The sequence below is a fragment of the Microbispora sp. NPDC004025 genome, assembly GCF_053604425.1.
The window spans coordinates 70,592-89,265 of record NZ_JBSGHN010000022.1; the positions used below are offsets into that span (position 1 = coordinate 70,592).

General features: G+C 71.8%; 17 protein-coding genes. 5 read left to right on the plus strand and 12 right to left on the minus strand.

All coding sequences use genetic code 11. The features are described from left to right. Positions 1 to 117: 117 nt before the first annotated feature. Positions 118 to 1,581, minus strand: coding sequence for a histidine kinase N-terminal domain-containing protein (locus ACWEQG_RS36310; protein WP_452291849.1), 1,464 nt, complete (start codon positions 1,579 to 1,581; stop codon positions 118 to 120). A 661-nt stretch (positions 1,582 to 2,242) separates the two neighbouring features. Here ACWEQG_RS36310 and ACWEQG_RS36315 point away from each other — a divergent pair. The 3 genes from ACWEQG_RS36315 to ACWEQG_RS36325 all read left to right on the plus strand — a co-directional run bounded on the left by ACWEQG_RS36315 (position 2,243) and on the right by ACWEQG_RS36325 (position 5,573). Continuing rightward, positions 2,243 to 2,971 carry a GntR family transcriptional regulator gene (locus ACWEQG_RS36315; RefSeq protein WP_142565677.1) on the plus strand — a complete coding sequence of 243 codons (729 nt, stop codon included), beginning with the start codon at positions 2,243 to 2,245 and terminating at the stop codon, positions 2,969 to 2,971. 25 nt (positions 2,972 to 2,996) lie between these two features. Then, positions 2,997 to 3,719, plus strand: coding sequence for a dethiobiotin synthase (gene bioD, locus ACWEQG_RS36320; protein WP_452291851.1), 723 nt, complete (start codon positions 2,997 to 2,999; stop codon positions 3,717 to 3,719). A 207-nt stretch (positions 3,720 to 3,926) separates the two neighbouring features. Continuing rightward, positions 3,927 to 5,573 (plus strand): acetolactate synthase, encoded by a 1,647-nt coding sequence (locus ACWEQG_RS36325; protein WP_452291853.1) that lies wholly within the window; start codon positions 3,927 to 3,929, stop codon positions 5,571 to 5,573. A 79-nt stretch (positions 5,574 to 5,652) separates the two neighbouring features. Here the strand turns inward: ACWEQG_RS36325 and ACWEQG_RS36330 are convergent, their stop codons facing one another. Continuing rightward, entirely contained in the window at positions 5,653 to 7,365 is a 1,713-nt protein-coding gene (locus ACWEQG_RS36330; protein ID WP_452291855.1) for a protein kinase domain-containing protein, read from the minus strand. Between the two features lie 287 nt (positions 7,366 to 7,652). Here ACWEQG_RS36330 and ACWEQG_RS36335 point away from each other — a divergent pair, with 287 nt between their 5' ends. Then, a complete protein-coding gene (locus tag ACWEQG_RS36335) occupies positions 7,653 to 8,030 on the plus strand; it encodes a thioesterase family protein (protein ID WP_363464769.1) in 378 nt (125 codons plus the stop codon). Positions 8,031 to 8,044: 14 nt separating this feature from the next. Here ACWEQG_RS36335 and ACWEQG_RS36340 read toward each other — a convergent pair whose 3' ends face one another. From ACWEQG_RS36340 to ACWEQG_RS36370, 7 genes are all read right to left on the minus strand, one after another. Next, a complete protein-coding gene (locus tag ACWEQG_RS36340; RefSeq protein WP_169988150.1) occupies positions 8,045 to 8,257 on the minus strand; it encodes a biotin/lipoyl-binding carrier protein in 213 nt (70 codons plus the stop codon). A 32-nt stretch (positions 8,258 to 8,289) separates the two neighbouring features. Then, positions 8,290 to 9,624: an acetyl-CoA carboxylase biotin carboxylase subunit gene (locus ACWEQG_RS36345; protein ID WP_452291857.1), complete on the minus strand. Its 1,335-nt coding sequence runs from the start codon at positions 9,622 to 9,624 to the stop codon at positions 8,290 to 8,292. A 133-nt stretch (positions 9,625 to 9,757) separates the two neighbouring features. After that, on the minus strand, positions 9,758 to 11,047 hold the full coding sequence (locus tag ACWEQG_RS36350; protein ID WP_452291859.1) for an HD-GYP domain-containing protein: 1,290 nt from the start codon (positions 11,045 to 11,047) through the stop codon (positions 9,758 to 9,760). Further along, entirely contained in the window at positions 11,044 to 12,399 is a 1,356-nt protein-coding gene (locus tag ACWEQG_RS36355) for an HD-GYP domain-containing protein (RefSeq protein ID WP_363464760.1), read from the minus strand. The genes ACWEQG_RS36350 and ACWEQG_RS36355 overlap by 4 nt, the downstream gene beginning before the upstream one ends. Before the next feature lie 471 nt (positions 12,400 to 12,870). Next, complete coding sequence (locus tag ACWEQG_RS36360; protein ID WP_452291861.1) at positions 12,871 to 13,788, minus strand: NAD-dependent epimerase/dehydratase family protein; 918 nt, start codon at positions 13,786 to 13,788, stop codon at positions 12,871 to 12,873. 84 nt (positions 13,789 to 13,872) lie between these two features. Then, the gene (rsrA, locus tag ACWEQG_RS36365; protein WP_363464754.1) at positions 13,873 to 14,139 is read right to left on the minus strand and encodes a mycothiol system anti-sigma-R factor; all 267 of its coding nucleotides are present in this window, start codon (positions 14,137 to 14,139) and stop codon (positions 13,873 to 13,875) included. After that, entirely contained in the window at positions 14,136 to 14,777 is a 642-nt protein-coding gene (locus tag ACWEQG_RS36370; RefSeq protein ID WP_452291863.1) for a sigma-70 family RNA polymerase sigma factor, read from the minus strand. Before ACWEQG_RS36370 ends, rsrA begins: the two co-directional genes overlap by 4 nt. A gap of 249 nt (positions 14,778 to 15,026) precedes the next feature. Here ACWEQG_RS36370 and ACWEQG_RS36375 point away from each other — a divergent pair, with 249 nt between their 5' ends. Next, positions 15,027 to 15,767: a class I SAM-dependent methyltransferase gene (locus ACWEQG_RS36375; RefSeq protein WP_363464749.1), complete on the plus strand. Its 741-nt coding sequence runs from the start codon at positions 15,027 to 15,029 to the stop codon at positions 15,765 to 15,767. 69 nt (positions 15,768 to 15,836) lie between these two features. Here ACWEQG_RS36375 and ACWEQG_RS36380 read toward each other — a convergent pair whose 3' ends face one another. The 3 genes from ACWEQG_RS36380 to ACWEQG_RS36390 all read right to left on the minus strand — a co-directional run bounded on the left by ACWEQG_RS36380 (position 15,837) and on the right by ACWEQG_RS36390 (position 18,615). Further along, positions 15,837 to 16,169 carry a TraR/DksA family transcriptional regulator gene (locus tag ACWEQG_RS36380; protein WP_452291865.1) on the minus strand — a complete coding sequence of 111 codons (333 nt, stop codon included), beginning with the start codon at positions 16,167 to 16,169 and terminating at the stop codon, positions 15,837 to 15,839. Positions 16,170 to 16,321: 152 nt separating this feature from the next. Further along, positions 16,322 to 17,725: a hypothetical protein gene (locus ACWEQG_RS36385; RefSeq protein WP_452291867.1), complete on the minus strand. Its 1,404-nt coding sequence runs from the start codon at positions 17,723 to 17,725 to the stop codon at positions 16,322 to 16,324. 140 nt (positions 17,726 to 17,865) lie between these two features. Beyond that, positions 17,866 to 18,615 (minus strand): SOS response-associated peptidase, encoded by a 750-nt coding sequence (locus tag ACWEQG_RS36390; RefSeq protein WP_363464742.1) that lies wholly within the window; start codon positions 18,613 to 18,615, stop codon positions 17,866 to 17,868. Positions 18,616 to 18,674: the final 59 nt, after the last annotated feature.

Genomic DNA, 18,674 nt, shown 5'->3' on the forward strand with positions numbered 1-18,674 from the left:
CAAGACATCGCGTCCACTATGGCATCCCCCACAACGGTCCCGCACAGCGGGTCCCCTGTGGCGCGTCCCGCGTCCCGTGAACGGAGACGCCGACGGGAGATCAGCCGGCGGGAGAGATCAGCCGGACTGCACCGGGATGCTGAGGCTGACCTCGGTGCCCCCGCCCTGTCTGCCCGCGACGCTGAGCCGGCCCGACAGCTCGCCGACGACCAGCGTACGGACGATCTGAAGCCCGAGGCTGCCGGTGGCCTCGAGGTCGAAGCCCTCGGGCAGCCCCTTGCCGTCGTCGGCCACCGTGAACTCCAGCCGGTCGGCGTCCCGGGCGACCACGACCTGCACGTTTCCCGAGCAGTGGGCGAAACCGTGCTCGACCGCGTTCTGCAGCAGCTCGGTGAGCACCATGGCGATGGGGGTCGCGACCGCGGCGGGCAGCACGCCGAAGCTGCCGACCCGCTTGATCCCCACCTGCGCGAGCGCCACCTCCGCCGTCATCGCGATGACCCGGTCGGCGATGTCGTCGAACTCGACCATCTCCTCCGGCATCTGGGCGAGGATCTCGTGGACGATCGCGATCGAGCCGACCCGCCGTACGGCCTCGTTCAGCGCCTCCTGGCCCTCGGGGTTGTTCAGCCGGCGCGCCTGGAGCCGCAGCAGCGCGGCCACGGTCTGCAGGTTGTTCTTGACCCGGTGATGGATCTCGCGGATCGTCGCGTCCTTGGTGAGCAGCTCCCGCTCGCGCCGGCGCAACTCGGTCACGTCGCGGATCAGCACCAGCGCACCGATGCGTCCGCCGCCGACGATCAGTGGGATCGCCCGTAGCTGCACGACCGTGCCGCCGTTCTCCACCTCGGTCTCCCGGGGGGCCCGGCCGCTGGCGACGACCATCAGGTCCTCGTTGATCGGCTCGTCGGAGTAGCACAGGTCGGCCGTCGTCTTCCCCAGGTCCGCCCCCACGAGGTCGGCGTGCAGGCCGAGCCTGCGGTAGGCCGACAGCGCGTTGGGCGAGGCGTAGGTGACCCGCCCGGCCTTGTCCAGCCGGAGCAGGCCGTCGCCCACCCGGGGCGACCTGACCAGGATCGGCTCCTCCTCCGCGAAGGGGAACCTGCCGTCGGCGACCATCTGCGCCAGGTCGGACGCGCTCTGCAGATAGGTCAGCTCCAGCCGGGACGGGGTGCGCGCCGACGACAGGTTGGTCGAGCGCTGGATGACCCCGATGATCGGGCCGTCCTTGCCCCGTCGCACGGGGATCGTCTCCTCGCGCACCGGCACGCCGCTGGACCAGTCGGGGTCGCCCTCCCTGCAGATGCGGTGCTCGCTCCAGGCCACGTCGATGAGGGACCGCTCCCCGGCGGCGACGGACATGCCCACGACGTCGTCGTGGTAGACGGTCGGGCCGGTCGTCGGCCGCATCTGGGCCACCGCCACCCACCTCGTGCCGCCCTGGTCGGGAACCCACAGGATGAGGTCCGCGAACGACAGGTCGGCGAGCAACTGCCAGTCCGAGACCAGCGAGTGGATCCAGTCGACGTCGGCGGAATCGAGCGCGGTGTGGCGCGACACGAGGTCGCTGAGAGTCGGCACGAGTGCATGATGCGCCGCCGTCCGGGTCGAAAGCGAATCGACCATCGTCACCTGGCAAGATGCACCTCATGACAGGGCCTGCGGACAGAGTCCGCGCGGCCGCCGCCGAGATCGGGGCGGCGGGTCTCGCCGGGTGCGGGGAGAGTGTGAGAACCGTCACGTTGCCGAGGTCGGCGCGGGGTCGGGGCGGCGCCGTTCCGGGTGCCCCCGAGCCGGCCGGCGCGCTCCTGGACACGGTCCGGTCGTTCACCGCCGGCACCGGCCGCGTCCCGGCCCGCGCCGGCGCCGCCCCGGATGTCGTGGACGTCCTGGAAATCATCGCTGACCTGCCCGGACGTGGCCGGCAGCGGAACCGGGAGCCGGCCGCCCCGGCTCGCGAACCCGGCCTGAGGACACCCGGTCCGGCGGCCGCCGTGGGACCTGTCGCGCCCGGCCCGCCCCCGCTCGCGCCCGGGGTGGGAGCCCTGGGTGCGCGCCGGGGCGTCCGCGTGGGATGCTTCCGCCCACCATCGGTGCCTCGGGGCCGGTCCTGTCCGCGGTTGACCGCGGGGGCCGATCTGAGGTCCGATGATCTCGCGGTGGTCCGGGGTGCGCTCACCGCTGTGGCCGAGTTGACGATATTGCCTGAGTTGGGCGATATGGCCGAGTTGAGGGTGGACAGGTGACGGAGCACAGCGAGGACTCTCCCCGGGTTCCGAAGTACTACGACGTGAAGCGCAGTCTTCTGGAGCTCACCAAGAGCCTGCCCGCGGGCAGCGCGCTCCCGCCCGAGCGCGCCCTGGCCGTGCGGTTCGAGACCTCCCGGACGACGGTCCGGCAGGCGCTGTCGGAGCTGGTGGTCGAGGGGCGGCTGCTGCGCATCCAGGGCAAGGGCACCTTCGTCGCCCAGCCCAAGGTCGCCCAGGTCCTCCAGCTCACGTCGTACACGGGTGACCTGCGCACGGTCGGCCTCGAGCCGGACACCAAGATCCTCGACATCAGCTACATCACGGCCGACGAGGCGCTCGGACGGCGGCTGGCCATCAACCCCGGCGGCAGGGTCCTGCGAATCCACCGCCTGCGCCTGGCCAACGGCGAGCCGATGTCGATCGACACCACGCATCTGTCCGCCCGGCGGTTCCCGCGCCTGCGGCGCGAGCTGGAGGTGCACTCGTCCCTGTACGAGACCCTGCACAACGCCTACAACGTACGGCTGACCGACGCCGAGGAGGTCATCGAGACCGTGCTCGCCACGCCGTACGACGCGCAGGTGCTGGGGGTGGACGTCGGCCTGCCCATGCTGCTGCTGACCCGGCACGCCTTCGACGCCGACGGCAACCCCGTCGAGTACGCCCAGTCGCTCTATCGCGGCGACCGCTACAAGTTCGTCACCCGCCTCCGCCGCCCGTAAGCGGGAAGGCTCTACCCTCCCGGGCATGAGTGTTCTCATCGTGACCGGGACGGACACCGGGGTCGGCAAGACGGTGGTGACGGCGGCGCTCGCCGTGCTGGCCGGGGAGCGGGGCGCGACGGTCGCGGTGGTGAAGCCGGCCCAGACCGGGGTGGCGGCCGGGGAGCCCGGGGACCTCGACGAGGTGATCCGCCTGTCGGGAGTGACGACGACCTTCGAGATGACGCGCTATCCCGACCCGCTCTCCCCCGCCGCGGCGGCCCGCGCCCGCGGCCTGCCGCCGGTCTCGCTCACGTCGGCGGCCGCCCGGATCGAGGAACTGGCCGAGTCGCACCGGCTGGTGCTCGTCGAGGGCACAGGGGGCCTGCTGGTCCGCTACGACGAGGAGGGCGGCACGCTCGCGGACCTGGCGCGGCGGCTGCACGCCCCCGTCCTCGTGGTGGCGCGCGCCGCGCTGGGCACGCTCAACCACACGGCGCTGACGCTCGAAGCCATGGCGGGCAGGGGCCTCGACCTGGCGGGCGTGGTGATCGGGTCCTGGCCGGCCGACCCGGGGGTCGCCGAGCGGTCGAACGTCGCCGACCTGGAGATGCTCGCCGCCCGGCCGCTGTCGGGCGCGCTGCCGGAGGGCGCGGGCGCGCTCGGCCGGGAGGCGTTCGCCCGCGCCGCCCGCGCCGGACTGGCCCCCGCGCTCGGCGGCATGTTCGACCCGGCCGGATTCCGCTCGACCCTCAGGCTGCCCCTGTGATCAAGATGCCCGTCAAGGGGCTCTCCCAGCCCCTCTGAAGACCGCCGGCGTGCGCCCGGATGGCGGTCGGCTGGAATCCCAGGCCATGCGAGCGGAGTAGCCGGGACGGCATCGGGCATCAGCGGAGGTGACCGACGTTCTCCTGAGGCTGGAGGGCATTGGCCATCCATCTGTTCCCATATGTGACCGACTGGTAGGTTTCACGGTATGGAGTCCCCCAAACACGCAGGCGACATCGCGGTCGCCGTCTCCCAGGCCTACGGCGTGGACACCATGTTCACGCTGTCCGGCGGGCACGTCTTCCCCCTGTACGACGGGGCCGTCCACCAGAACATGCGCATCATGGACGTGCGCCACGAGCAGAGCGCGGTGTTCGCGGCCGAGGCGACCGCCCGGCTGACCCGCAAGCCCGGCCTCGCCGTGCTCACCGCCGGCCCCGGCGTCACCAACGGCGTCTCGGGGGTCGCCACCGCCCACTCCAACGGCTCACCGCTCGTCGTGCTGGGCGGGCGCGCCCCGCGCTCGCGCTGGGGCTCGGGAGCCCTGCAGGAGATGGACCATCCGCCGCTGTTGGAGCCCATCACCAAGCTCGCCTTCACCGGGTCGGGCGCGGACTCCATCGGGCAGGACGTCGAGATGGCGTTCCGGACCGCCCTGGCCCCGCACCGCGGCCCGGTGTTCCTGGACTTCCACATGGACGACCTGTTCTCCCCGTCGCCCGAGTACGTCTCGGAGACGCTGACCCCGTCGCCGCTGGAGCCCGACCCCGAGGCCCTCGCCGGCATCGCGCGGCTGATCGCGGAGGCCGAGCGCCCGGTGCTCGTGCTCGGCTCGGACGTCTGGATGGAGCGCGCCGAGGAGGCGGCACGGGACTTCGCCGAGGAGTGGCGGCTGCCCGTCGTGCCGAACGGGCAGGGCCGGGGCATCCTGCCCGCCGGGCACGACCTGCTCGTCACCCGCGCCCGGGGCGTCGCCTTCGGCCAGACCGACCTCGTCATCGTGGTCGGCACCCCGCTCGACTTCCGGCTCGCGTACGGCTGGTTCGGCGGCAAGGAGGGCGCGCCTCTCGCCAGGGTCGTCCACATCGCCGACGCGCCCTCCCAGCTCGCCACGCACACCGGCCTGTCCGGCTCGGCGGCCGGCGACCTGTCGGTCGTCTTCTGGGGCCTGTCGGCGGCCTGCGGGGCCGCCGGGGTGAACCCCAAGGCGTACGAGCCGTGGGTGACCAGGCTGGGCGAGAGCGCGGCGGCGGCGATCGCCGAGGACGCGGCCCTGCTGGAGTCCGACGCCGACCCGATCCACCCGATGCGCATCTACGGCGAGCTGAACAAGGTGCTCGCCGACGACGCGGTCGTCATCGGCGACGGCGGCGACTTCGTCTCCTACGCCGGCAAGTACGTCGAGCCGCGGCGGCCGGGCAACTGGCTCGACCCCGGCCCGTACGGCTGCCTCGGCACCGGACTCGGCTACTCCATCGCGGCCCGGCTGGCGAGGCCGTCCTCGCAGGTCGTGCTGCTGCTCGGCGACGGCGCCGCGGGCTTTTCGCTGATGGACGTCGACACGCTGGTCCGCCACCGCCTGCCGGTCGTCATGATCTGCGGCAACAACGGCATGTGGGGCCTGGAGAAGCACCCCATGCAGATGCTGTACGGCTACGACGTGGCGGCCGAGCTCCAGCCGCAGTGCCGCTACGACCAGGTGGTCACCGCGCTCGGCGGCGGCGGGGAGCTCGTCACGTCGCCGAACGAGATCGGCCCGGCGCTGCGCCGCGCGTTCGACTCCGGCGTGCCCTATCTGGTGAACATCGCCACGGACCCGGCGATCGCCTACCCGCGCAACACGACCGGGGTGTGACCCTCACAGGAGCCCCGCGTGGTCGCGCGGGGCTCCGCTCCTGCGTGGTTCAGTTCGCCACGGTTCAGTTCGCCACGGTTCAGTTCGCCACGGGCGTGCGGGTCGCCGCCGGGCTCGGCGACGGACTGGGCGAGGGGGACGGGCACGTCTTCTTCACCACGAACGTGACCGTCGTGCCCTCCTTCACCGGCGTGTTCGGCGCCGGCTTCTGGCTGACGACCACGCCCTTGCACTCCCCCGTGCCCTCGTAGGCGGCCTTCGGGACGAGACCCACCATGCTGAGCCGCGCGTTCGCGGAGCTCTCCGGCAGGTTCTTCAGCTGCGGCACCTTGACCATGCCCTCGGTCGGGCTCGGCGAGGGCGTCGGGGAGGCGGAGCGACTCGGCGACGCGCTGGCAGTCGGGCTCGGCGAGGGGCTCGGCTTCCTCCTGGACGGGCTGGGCCGCGACACCGGCACCTCCTGCGTGGGCCTCGCGGAGGGCCGGGAAACCCGCGTCGGCGACGGGGTCGGCGGGTCGGTGGTGGCCACCGTCAGGGACGGCGCGGGCGACGGAGGGGTCGTGGACCCCGCCGAGGCCATGTTGATGCCGAGCACGGCCAGGCCTCCGACGACGGCGAACCCCGCCACCCCGGCCGCGACGGGCATCCCCTTGCCTCTCTTGGACCGCTGCGCCGCGCGCCGGGCCGTACGCGTGCCCTGCTGCGGCGTGGCGACGGTCGCCGGCGGCACGGCCGGCGCGTCGTTCCAGGCCTCGCGGGTGACCCGGTAGGTGTGGCCGGTGGACGGGATGGGCTCCGGTCCGATCGGGTGCGGGTGGGCCTGGGTGGCCGCCCCCGTGGAGGGCGGCGTGACCCCCATGCCCGTGGTGGCCGCCGGGCCCGGGGGCAGGCCCTGCGGGCCGTACGCCGCTCCGGCCGGGCCCTGCGGGCCGTAGGCGGGCGCCGAGTCCGGCACGGCCCCCGGAGGCAGCACCGACTGCCGGGCCGCGTGGCTCATCGCGGCGGCGGACGGCCAGCGGAGCGCCGGGTCCTTCGACATGGCCCGCTCGACGATGGCCCGCACGGCGGGCGGCACGTGCGGCGGCAGCGGCGGCGGCTCCTCCCGGATGTGCTTGAGCGCGATCGTCACCGGCGAGTCGCCGTCGAAGGGACGCTGCCCGGCCAGGCACTCGTACGCCACGACGCCCAGCGCGTAGATGTCGACGGCGGGGGTGACCGGCGCGCCCTCGGCCTGCTCCGGCGCGCAGTACGCCGCGGTGCCGAGCACCATCCCGGCGTCGGTGAGACGGGTCCCCTGGTCGGCGCGGGCGATGCCGAAGTCGGTGAGCACCAGCGTGCCGTCGGAACGCACCAGCAGGTTGCCCGGTTTGACGTCCCGGTGCACGATGCCCCGCTCGTGCACGGCCTGGAGGGCGGACGCGGCCTGCGCGATCAGCTCCATCGCGGGCTCGGCGCCGATGCGGCCGAGGCGGGTCAGCAGCCGGTCGAGGGGCTCGCCGTCGACGAACCGCATGACCAGGTACGCGGTGGAGCCGTCGCCGGGGACCTCGGTGACCCCGTAGTCGTAGACGTCGACGACGCCGGGGTGGTTGACGGTCGCCATCGCCCGGGCCTCGCCCTGAAAGCGGACGGCGAATCCGGGGTCGTCGAGGCGACCGGGGAGAAGCACCTTGACGGCGACGGTGCGCGCGAGGACGGTGTCCTCGCCACGCCATACCTCGCCCATGCCCCCGGCGCCGAGCCGGGCGTCCAAGCGGTAGCGCCCAGCCAGGGTCGTGCCTTGGGCCACCATTTGCGCCCCGTACCCCCTAAGTCACTCGACCCCCGAAGGTGTCCAACAAAGCAGGTTCGTGTCGCGGGTAGATAACGACAGGATCACGGAACCCTGTACGCGTACGGGATCCAGGCTCGGGGGTCGGAAGTCGAGCCTACCTGTGCATCACCCTAACCGCTGCCCGCCTCCGTCGCCCGGAAAGCATCGCGGAGTCCCCACCCCCGATTAAGACGCATCCCCGCCTCGTTTAGTTGCCTGCGTTCTCCACGGGCACCGGGAAATCACGACCCAATAGGCTGGCCCGCATGAGTCTTGCTCCAGGTCTGCACGCCGAGGTCCTCATCATGGTGGAGCGCGAGGACACGGCGATCCGGGTCGGCAGCGGCGACGTGCCGGTGCTGGGCACGCCGCGGCTGCTGTCGTTCGCCGAGGGGGCCACGGTCAAAGCCGTCCAGCAGCACCTGGAGCCCGGGCAGACCACGGTGGGGACCAGGGTGCTGCTCGAGCACCGGCTGCCCAGCCCGGTCGGGATGCACGTCGAGATCGGCGTGGAGCTCACGGAGGTCGACGGCAGGCGGCTCGTCTTCTCCGTCAGGGCCGTCGACAAGACCGGCGCCCTGGTCGCCGCGGGCACGATCGAGCGGGTCGTCGTCGACCGGGAGCGGTTCCTGTCCCGCCTCTGAACCCCCTTCGGCGCCTACTCGATGACGGCGATGAGGTCTCCCTCCTGGACGACGTCGCCCTCCTTCACCTGGAGCTTGGCGATGGTCCCGGCGTCCTCGGCGAGGACCGGGATCTCCATCTTCATCGACTCCAGGATCACGAGCGTGTCGCCCTCCTCGACGACCTCGCCCTCACTCACGACGATCTTCCAGACGTTCGCCACCATCTCGGCGCGCACCTCGGCCACGCGGGAACTCCCCTCAACATGAATGCAGCAGATCAGGCTTTTCTCATCCGGGAGACCAGCCCGGTGTCGTAGTCCCCGCTCACGAACTCGGGGTGGTCCAGCAACTCGGCGCAGAACGGCAGGTTGTGCTTCGGGCCCTCGATCCGGAACCCGGCGACGGCCTCCCGGCCCCGCTCCAGTGCCTCCTCGCGGGTGGCGCCGGTGACACAGAGCTTGGCCATCAGCGGGTCGTAGAACGGCGTGACGGTGTTGCCCGCCGTGTATCCCGAATCGATGCGCACCCCCTCGCCGACCGGCTCCTCCCACACTCCGATCTTGCCAGGCCCGGGGAGGAACCTGCGGGGGTCCTCGGCGTAGACGCGGAACTCGATGGCGTGGCCGCTCACCCGCGGCTCGACGGGGTAGACCTCCCCGGCGGCGACGCGGATCTGGTGCTCGACGAGGTCGAGGCCGGTGACCAGTTCGGTGACGGGGTGCTCCACCTGGAGGCGGGTGTTCATCTCCAGGAAGACGAAGTCCTGGGCGTCGGCGTCGACGAGGCACTCCACCGTGCCCGCGCCGCGGTAGGCCACGGCCTCTCCGGCCCGTACGGCCGCCGCCAGCATCCGCTCGCGCAGCTCGGGGGTCACGCCCGGGGACGGGCTCTCCTCCACGACCTTCTGGTGGCGCCGCTGCACCGAGCAGTCCCGTTCGCCCAGGGCGACCACGGTGCCGTCGGCGAGGCCCAGGATCTGCACCTCGACGTGCCTGGCCCGCTCGATGTAGCGCTCGAGCAGGATGGCCGGCTCGCCGCCGAAACGGGCGGCCGCCCGGCAGGCCTGCTCGAACGCCTTGGCCAGCGACGCGTCGTCACGCGCCACGCCCATGCCGATGCCGCCGCCCCCGCCGGCCGCCTTGACCATCACGGGGTATCCGATCTCCCGCGCGGCCCGCTCCGCCTGCGCGAGGTCGGACACCGGCTCCCTGGTCCCCGCGGCGACCGGCACGCCCGCCGCCTCCATCAGGTTGCGGGCGTTGATCTTGTCACCCATCTGCTCGATGGCCTTGGGGTCCGGGCCGATCCAGACGAGGCCGGCGTCGATCACCGCGCGGGCGAACGCCGCGTTCTCGGCGAGGAACCCGTATCCGGGGTGGACCGCCCGCGCTCCCGTCGTACGGGCGGCCTGGAGGACCTTGTCGATGTCCAGATAGCTCTGGGCCGGGTTCGCGGGACCGAGGAGCACGGCGTCGTCGGCCTCACGCGCGAACGGCAGGTCGGCGTCCGCCTCGGAGTGGACCGCGACCGCGCGCAGGCCCATGCCCCGCACCGTACGGATGATCCGCCGGGCTATTTCGCCACGATTGGCGACGAGAACTGAGTCGAACACGCAGCCAACTCTAGGGTGGCCCGCCGCTCCGTCCCTCCGACCCTTCCGACTGAACGTGGGGGCCGATTCTGTAGGGTCGCCACAACATCGGCGGCGTCGGCGCGGCGGTGAACGCGCTCCGGTGCGACGTCTGCTACAAGCGCGCGACGAGCACGAGCCGGTCGACGACGCGCGCCATCGCCTCCACCACTCCGGGGTCGTAGGCCGAGCCGCCGTCGAGGCGCAGCCGCTCCAGCGCCGCCGCCGCCCGGTCCCTGTCGGTCGAGCCGCCCACGAGGTCGTCGTAGGCGTTGGCGGCCTTGATGATGCGGCTGGCCGTCGGCGGGGCCTCGCCGAGCGTGTCGCACTGCCGCCGGACGATCTCCGCGACGCCGTGGAGGACGCCGGTCTTCCTGATCACCTCGGCGCCCAGCTCGGCGATCCGCCGCGCCTGCGCCGGGTCGGCGAGCACGGTCGCGCCGCCGGGGATCGGGTCGCGCAGCGACAGCTGGCCGATGTCGTGCATGAGCGCGGCGTACTCCAGCTCCAGCAGCTGCGGCTCCGCCATGCCGAGCTCCCGGCCGATCGCGACCGACAACTGGCTGACGCGGCGCGAGTGGCCCGGCTCGACGTATCCGCCGACCTCGGTGACCCGGCTCAGCGCGCGCACGGTCTGCAGGTAGGTCGCCCGGATGCCGGCGTACTTGCGGAAGGCCACCTGTGTGACGAGCAGCGGCGCGGCGAACGCGGGCAGCGCGGTCATGTCCATGCTGTGCGAGGCGAGCGCGAGCAGGATGCCCGACGCCCCGACGGCGGCGCCGAGCGGCGCGGCCATCCTGATCTCGTCCCGTACGGCGACGCCGAACGCGGTCTTGACCTGGTCGGCCCGGTGCATGGCCGCGATCACCACGTCGGCCGCGAGCATGACCGTGACGAGCACCGCCATCACGCCGAGCGCCGGCCACCAGTTGCCGTTCCGGTCGCCCGTGTCCCGCGCGAGCTCCCCCAGCGGGCCGGTGAGCGGCCGGTAGGCGAAGGCGAGCAGCGACCCGGCGAGCAGCCGCCGGGCCATCGCGTCGAGCCGCGGCGGCCGGCCGACCGCCAGATGCGGCAGCCCTCCCGCGATCATGCCGACCGACATCACCGCCACGACCTGCAGGGCCGAATGGTGCGCCGGCCGTCCGCCCACGTCGAGCAGGAGGGCGTACCCGAGCGAGGCGGCGGTGGAGATCGGAGCGACCTCACGGTTGCCGGGCATCGTGAGCCGGGCCAGTTCCCCGGCGGCGATGAGCGCGCCGAACCCGATCGCGACCCGCGGGTCGGTCAGCCCCTGGGCCGTGGTGTGGGCGATCCCCGCCACGGTCAGCATCCCGGCGGCGCAGATGAGCAGGAGCTGGCCCGAGTCGAGCCCCACCGGCCTGGCCGTCAGCCGACGCTCCCTCACCGCTCCGACACCACCTGGATGGGCGTGGTCGGGTCGTCGTGGTCCTTGACGGTGGTCTCCACGGCGGGGTCGTCGGGCGGGACCTGCACCGGCTGGGCGAGATGCCAGCCGTGCCGGTCGAGCGCCCTGACGAACGCGCAGACCATGTCGGGGTCGAACTGCGTGCCCGCGTTCTTGCGGAGCTCCGCCACCGCGAAATCGATCGGCTTGGCCTTGCGGTAGGAGCGGTCGGAGGTCATGGAGTCGAACGCGTCGGCCACCGCGATGATCCTGGCGAACTCGGGGATCTCCGCCCCGGCCAGCCCCATCGGGTAGCCCTTCCCGTCATGTCGTTCGTGGTGGTGCATGATCCCGGCGAACGCCTCGTCGAGGAAGTCGATGCCCCGCACGATCTCCAGTCCGCGCATCGGATGGAGCTGGATCGCGGCGTACTCCTCCTCGGTCAGGCGGCCGTCCTTCTGCAGCACCTTCGTCGGCACGCCGAGTTTGCCGACGTCGTGGAGCATCCCGGCGTACCGGATCGCGCGCAGCCGCTCGGTGCCCATCCCGATCTCCTCGGCGATCATCGACGACGCCGCGGAGACCCGGGTGCAGTGCCCGCGCGTGTAGTAGTCCTTCGTCTCCACCGCCTGGCACAGCGCCGCGATGGTCGCGTCGTACGCGCGCTGCTCGGCGTGGTAGTGCCCGAGCGCCCACCGGGCCACGAACAGCGGCAGCAGCACCAGCACGGCCGAGATCGACTGCACGGTCGACCACAGGGCCGCGATCAGCAGGCCGAAGGTGGCGAAGCCGACGTAGGAGCTCAGGAACTGCACCATCGCGCGGAGCGAGACCTGGTCTTTGTGCACCTCGGACGCCAGGCGCAGGATGACCGCCGTCAACGCGAAGTTGACGGCCACGAAGACCCCCGTGGCCGCGGCGTACGGCACGAGGATGCCCGGGAAGTCGGCCGGCTCGGGCAGCCCGGCCCGGCCTCCCGCGCTCTCGTACGCCCACCCCGCGGCGTATCCGCACAGGGCGTACTGCGCGCCGTTGAACAGACGCTTCACCATCGCGAGGCCGGGGCGCACGCTCACGACCGCGGCCAGCCCGACCAGGGCCGCGCCCTCCGCGCCGACGAGCACCACGGCGGCCAGCGCGGCGGAGAAGCTCACCGACACCGCGACGTGCGGCACGTTGAGCAGCGTCGGCACCGACTCGCAGAGCAGGAAGAGCAACGCCAGGACGAGGAGCGCCGACCAGTCCTCCGGCGCGAGCCCGCGATGCGCGAGGAGACCGCGCGTGATCACGAGGCCGGCGGTTCCGACGAGCGCGACGAAGTAGACCCTGGCGGGCCACGGCAGTTCCCGCATTGCGCCACCTTGAATGCGGATCGGACCCGTGGGCCGGCCCTGCCGGGCCGGCCCACGGGCAGTGACTACGTCCAGGAGATCCCCGGGGTGCCGGCCGCGAGACCGGCCAGAGCGACCACCGGAGTGAGCAGCGCCAGCGCCACTATCAGCCTGACGACGGTCTTCCCTAGCATTGCGCCGCCTCCACGTCGATGTCGGATTCAGGCTACAGAAGGGCCGACGGCCGGTCCGGGATGTCGCGACCATCGCAGCCAAACCGTAACCAAGCCATCACACCGCGTGCAATTGCACCGGTTTGTCAGCGCCTTTTCCTGACGCGCCTTCTCCCGGCGCGAGCCGCACCCGCAACCTGCGGACGACGTCGTCCACGTCGGTCCGGGGCCGTCCGGCCGGGTGGCCGCCACGACCCGTACGAGCCGGTCCGCACCGTGCCGTTCGTGGCCGTGTCGCGGGAGTCCACCGGTTCACCGGTCAGACGAGCGCCTGGCGGGCCCATTCGACGGTGGCCTTGAGCCCGGTGGGCAGGTCGTGCCGGGGACGCCAGCCGAGGGCCTCGTACGCGGGAGCGGGGTCGACGGCCATCGCGGGGAGGTCGCCCAGCCGGGCCGGCTCGAAGCGGGGCTCGTCCGGGGCTCCGGCCGCCGCGGCGACCAGCGCGTGCAGCTCACGGTCGGTGGTCTGCACGCCCGTGCCGAGGTTGAAGCGGCGGCCGTCGCCGTACGGCCCGCAGGCGCGGGCGAAGCCGTCCACCACGTCCTCGACGAAGACGTAGTCGCGTGTCTGGGAGCCGTCGCCGTAGACGACCGTGGGCCTGCCCGCCAGCAGGGCGTCGGTGAAGATGGCGACCACCCCGGCCTCGCCCTCCGGCGACTGGCGCGGCCCGTAGACGTTCGACAGCACGAGCGTGGTGTATTCGAGCCCGTACAGCGCCCGGTAGGTGGCGAGGTACAGCTCGCCGCCGAGCTTGGAGGCGGCGTACGGCGAGCGGGGATCGACAGGGGCGTCTCCCGGGACCGGGATCACGGCCGGCCTGCCGTAGACGGCGACGGAGGACGCGTAGACGACCTTGCGGGTCCCGGCGCGGCGGGCGGCCTCGAGCACGTTGACCGTGCCCTCGACGTTCATCCTGGTGTCGGTCAGCGGGTCGGCGACGCTCCTGCGCACGCTGATCTGCGCGGCGAGGTGACAGACGACCTCCGGCCGCCAGCGTTCGGCGAGCTCCGCGAGCGCGGGGTCGCGCACGTCCATGACGTGCAGGGAGGCGTCGGGGTTGCGCACGTGCCCGGACGACAGGTCGTCCACCACCGCGACCTCGTGGCCGTCCGACAACAGCCGATCGACAAGGGTGGACCCGATGAACCCCGCCCCGCCCGTGACCAGTGCCCGCATGTCCCCGTCCTTCCCGGCCTGTACGGAAGATCCTAACGAGCATTGCCCCGGCGTGGCCCGGTCACGCCTCCCGTGGGCCGCGGGCTATTCCACCATCTCGGCGCGGACCTGCTCGATCCTGCTGAGCACCTTGGCGCGCAGGTCCCGCGGGACGGGGTCACACCCGCAGTGCTTGGCCACGAGCCGCTTGACGGCCTCCTCCAGGCCGTACTCCTCCAGGCAGGGGCCGCACTCGTCGAGGTGCTTCCTGATCTCGGAGATGCGGTCGTTGTCCAGCTCACCGTCCAGGTAGGTGTACACCCGGTCGAGCACCTCGCTACACGGGGTGTCGTGGTGTTTCCCGCAGCTCATCGCTCCTCCTCGCCAAGCGTCCCGCCGAGACTCGCGCCGCGGGAGTCCGGCCGCACGAGACCGCGCTCGCGCGCGTAGTCCTCGAGCTGGTTGCGCAGCTGCCGACGGCCCCGGTGGAGGCGCGACATCACGGTCCCGATGGGCGTGCCCATGATCTCGGCGATCTCCTTGTACGGGAAGCCCTCCACGTCCGCCAAATAGACGGCGATGCGGAACTCCTCGGGGAGCGCGGCGAGAGCGTCCTTCACGTCGCTGTCGGGAAGGTGCTCGAGCGCCTCGATCTCGGCCGACTTCAGCCCGCTCGACGTGTGCGACTCCGCCCGCGCGAGCTGCCAGTCCTCGATCTCCTCGGTGCCCGCCTGCTTGGGCTCCCGCTGCTTCTTCCGGTAGCTGTTGATGAACGTGTTGGTGAGAATGCGGTAGAGCCAGGCCTTGAGGTTCGTCCCCTCCTGGAACTGGTGGAAGGAGGCGAAGGCCTTGGCGAAGGTCTCCTGGAGGAGATCCTCCGCATCCGCTGCGTTTCGGGTCATCCGGAGCGCGGCCGAGTACAACTGGTCGAGAAACGGCATCACGTCGCGCTCGAACCGCTCGCTGCGCTGCTCCAGAGTCTCCTCGGCTGTCTTGGAGACCGGACCCACCCCCTTAAGGACACCGTACCCAGCTGAGGATACCGGCCCGGAGAGGTCCAGCCCGTCGAGGCCTTCTGGCAGCACCAACGTCTTCATGCCCAACTGCAACAGGGCGGGCGTAGAGTCTGTTCCCGGTGCAGATTGAGGTGACGAACGACCCGGTGCGGGGAAAAAAGTAAGCACCGGCTTGGTAGCCCGGAAACCGAGTTTCGCTGTCTCACACCCATGTGCGGGGCAGCCAGAGTCCAGGAGTCGCTCGTGCTGCCTATACCGGCCAACGAACTCAACGGCTCGGGCACACTCGGGCCGTACTGGACCTTCTACCACGCGGTCGTCGCCGAGCAGTTGCGCCAGTGGCTGCCCGACCGGCCCGGCCTCCTGCTGGACCTGTCCGGCGGGCGGGGGCGGTGGCCGGTCCAGGCGGCGCGCGCCGGCCACCGGGTGATCGAGGTCATGGACTTCCGCAGACCCGCGGAACCGTGGTTGCGCGACGCCTCCGACCGCATACAGAAGGTGCGCGCCGACAACCTCGCCTTCCTGCCCGAGGGGTGCGTGGACGGCGTGGTCGCCGAGGAGCGCGTGCTGTCGGTCGAGATCATGGCGGAGTCCGTCATCGAGGACGTGGCCCGGGTGCTGCGGCCCGGCGGGCGCGCGCTGCTGTGCGTCGACTCGCTGGTCCTCGGGATGGCGATCCTGGCCGAGCAGAACTACTGGGCGCACCTGTGCCAGACGGGCGAGGTCATGCTCATCCCCTGGCCCGACGGCAGCATCACCCGCTGCTTCACCAGCCAGCAGATACGCGAGCTGATCACCGGCGCCGGCCTGGAGGTGGAGTGGGTGCGCCCGCGCACGGTGCTGTCCCCCTCCACCGTCGACCACGTGCTGAGCACGGAGAGCAAGTCGCTGTCCTGGCTGGTCCGCACCGAACTCGAGACCGAGGCCGACGACGACGACACGGTCGGCATCCACCTGGTGGCCAGCGCGCGCAAGCCCCTGTGAACGCTCTCCCCGTGTCCGGGAACGGCCGGATCAACAGCAGGGCCCAGCGGCAGGGCCCAGCGGCAGGGCTCAGCGGCGACGCTCGGTCCGCGACTGGCACTGCACGCAGCGGGCCGCCTCGGGGCGCGCCTCCAGCCTGCCCTCGGGAACGAGGGTGCCGCAGTCGACGCAGCGGCCGTAACCGCCGTCGTCGAGCCGCCGCAGCGCGGCGAGCACGGCCGTGCGCTGCCGGGACGCGGCGTCGAGCATGGCCCGGGTCCGGTCGGCGTCGGTGAGGTCGGCTCCCGCGTCCGCGAGGGACCTGTCGCGCCCGGCGACCGGGTCCCCGCGCAGCACGCTGATCGACCGGTCGAGTTCGGCGAGCATGCCTTCCAGGCGCATACGCACGGTCGCGACGTCCACGGATCCGCACCTCCGGGAGTGGGGGATTCACCCGTCCAGGAGCCCCCGGTCTCCTGGTCGGTCAGCGGCCGATCACCTCACGTGCGGCCGCTTTCCCGAACGGATGCCCACTTCGCGCGCCGCTTACACCCCTTGGAGATCCCCGTACGGGCTCATTGCGCGGAGGGCAGCCCGATGAGGTGTGTCGCGCCGAGGAAGAAGGCGGCCCTGACGCGGTCGTCGCCCATCAGGTCGCGGACCGCCGCCGCCGACGTTCCCGCCTCGCCGTAGCCGACCTTGAGGAACGACCCGTCGGGCGCCTTGGTCGCGCCGACGCCCTTCAGCAGGACCTCGGTGGCGGCGCTCGACTGGGACACCAGGCCCCACAGCCGCGTGTAGACGTCGAGGGCCAGCAGGTCGACGAAGCCCTCGGAGACGATCTGCCCGTGCCGGATCCTGCCCGCCGTGGCGGTGAAGTCGGGATGCGCGAGCCGGTGCATCAGCTCATGGGCGAGGGTCCTGATCACCCGCCAGCGCCAGTCGGCCTTCGTGCCCCAGGCGGCACTGGGGAAGATCGGCTGCACCGAGATCCTGCCCTCGCCCCCGCTGTGCGCCGCGGTCAGCTTGACCATGGCGCCGACCCTTCTGCTCAGGGACTCGTCGGACTCCAGACGCTCGCGCAGAACGCGGCGCAGTGTCTCCTGGTCGCCGCCACGGGTGCCGTCGTAGTTCGCCTTGGCGAGCAGCGCGCCCCGTTCCTTGTCCCAGCCGACCGCCTGGGCCCTGTTCGTCATCCAGTTCAGCCGCTGGGCGGGCCCCGCGGGCAGTTCCCACGTGCTCTGCAGGCGCTCGGAGTAGCGGAAGCCGTCGAAGTACGGCCCGTCCTCCCGGGCGTCCGCGTACGGCCCGAGAACGCGGGCCACGTACTTCTGGAGATAGTCGGCGATGCGCCTGAGATGGTCGAGCGACTCCGGCTCGGCGGGCGTGTCCTTGGGCCGCACCCAGTGGAGGAGCTGCTCGTCCACCACCTTCGCCAGCACGTCGACCAGCTCCTTGAGCACGTCCGTGCGCAGCGGCCCGACCTGCTGCCTGCCGTCGACGCCCCGGTCCTGGCCCGGGGGGTTGTAGATCGAGGTCAGCTTCGAGGTCTCGCCCTGGTCCGGCGGGGCGAGGTCCCTGACGATCATCGCCGACACCCATCCGCTGGCCCGGAGCACCTCGCGTTCGAACGCGTCGTCCTGGGCGCCGGGCATCGCGGTGCGCTGTGTCGCCCGGTTGATCAGACGAGCCACCGCCGCCGTGTGGTCGAAGCCGGCGGGGAGGGCGTCCTTGTTCCTGCCGTACAGGTAGAGGGCGTGGGCCAGCCACTGCTTGTCCTCGCCCTCGTACTGCGCGATCTGCGACCAGACGTCGAACTCGAGCCCGGTGAACAGCGTGTAGACGCGGTTGAAGTACTCCGGGTACTTGTCCGCGGTGAGGGCACGCAGCGCCTTGTAGTCGGCGGTCGCGTTGACCGTTCCGAAGGTCACCGTCCTCGGCTCGGCCGGTGTGCGCGTGAGGTCGTTCGTCAGGGACATGCGACGCTCCTGGTAACTGGGAGTGGCGGGTCACGTACATGTCGTGCAAAGCGCCACCGGAGCGTACGTCCGGACATGTCCCCGATCAACACGTTGTCCCCGATAGGACGAACGTGTGGTTTTCTCGGATTCGCGGCCTGTCAGAGGAGCCGCGGGACGTCGTCTCCTTCGAGGGGCTCGATGAGCTCGGGGCCGTTGTGCCGGACGCTGTTCACGGCGTCCGACACCGCGTACGCCTCCAGCCGGTCCGGCCCGGCCGGGACCAGCAGCCCCGTGGGGTCGGTCACCCGCGGGTCGAGCCACTCCTCCCAGCGCTCGCGCTCGACCATCATCGGCATCCGGTCGTGGATGCGGCCCAGCTTGTCCGCCGCCGTGGTGGTGATCACCGTGCAGGTGCACAGCCACTTCAGCGGGTCGTCGTCCGCGCGGGTGGGGTCCTTCCAGAACTCGTACAGGCCGGCCATCGCGAGCACGCCGCCGTCGGCGGGGTGGATGAAGAACGGCTGCTTCTTCTTGCCCTCGAGCGGCATCCACTCGTAGTAGCCGTCCGCCGGGATCAGGCAGCGCCGGGACTTCAGCGCCCTGCGGTAGGACGGCTTCTCCGCCACCGTCTCCACCCTGGCGTTGATCATCCGCGAGCCCACCGACGGGTCCTTGGCCCAGCTCGGCACGAGCCCCCACCGGACCACCCGGAGCTGCCTGACGGGCTCGTCGCCCCGGCTCTCGCCGCCGTCGTCCTTGGGCACGCGGCACATGACCGCGTAGACGTTCTTCGTGGGCGCGACGTTGTAGTCGGGCCGCAGCTCCTGGTCGGGCACACCGTCCAGCTCGACCTGGAACTCCTCCAGCAACTCCTGCTTCTTGCGCGCCGACGCGTACCTCCCGCACATGCCACCAAGACTGCCACTCCCGGGGGGCGGACGCGTTCTCCGAGACGGTCCGGTCGGGC

Coding starts and splice junctions, on each gene's coding strand:
- bioD (WP_452291851.1), top strand. CDS start 2,997: ATGAGTGTTCTCATCGTGACCGGGACGGACACCGGGGTCGGCAAGACG.
- ACWEQG_RS36325 (WP_452291853.1), top strand. CDS start 3,927: ATGGAGTCCCCCAAACACGCAGGCGACATCGCGGTCGCCGTCTCCCAG.
- ACWEQG_RS36330 (WP_452291855.1), bottom strand. CDS start 7,365: ATGGTGGCCCAAGGCACGACCCTGGCTGGGCGCTACCGCTTGGACGCC.
- ACWEQG_RS36335 (WP_363464769.1), top strand. CDS start 7,653: ATGAGTCTTGCTCCAGGTCTGCACGCCGAGGTCCTCATCATGGTGGAG.
- ACWEQG_RS36355 (WP_363464760.1), bottom strand. CDS start 12,399: ATGCGGGAACTGCCGTGGCCCGCCAGGGTCTACTTCGTCGCGCTCGTC.
- ACWEQG_RS36360 (WP_452291861.1), bottom strand. CDS start 13,788: ATGCGGGCACTGGTCACGGGCGGGGCGGGGTTCATCGGGTCCACCCTT.
- rsrA (WP_363464754.1), bottom strand. CDS start 14,139: ATGAGCTGCGGGAAACACCACGACACCCCGTGTAGCGAGGTGCTCGAC.
- ACWEQG_RS36385 (WP_452291867.1), bottom strand. CDS start 17,725: ATGTCCCTGACGAACGACCTCACGCGCACACCGGCCGAGCCGAGGACG.
- ACWEQG_RS36390 (WP_363464742.1), bottom strand. CDS start 18,615: ATGTGCGGGAGGTACGCGTCGGCGCGCAAGAAGCAGGAGTTGCTGGAG.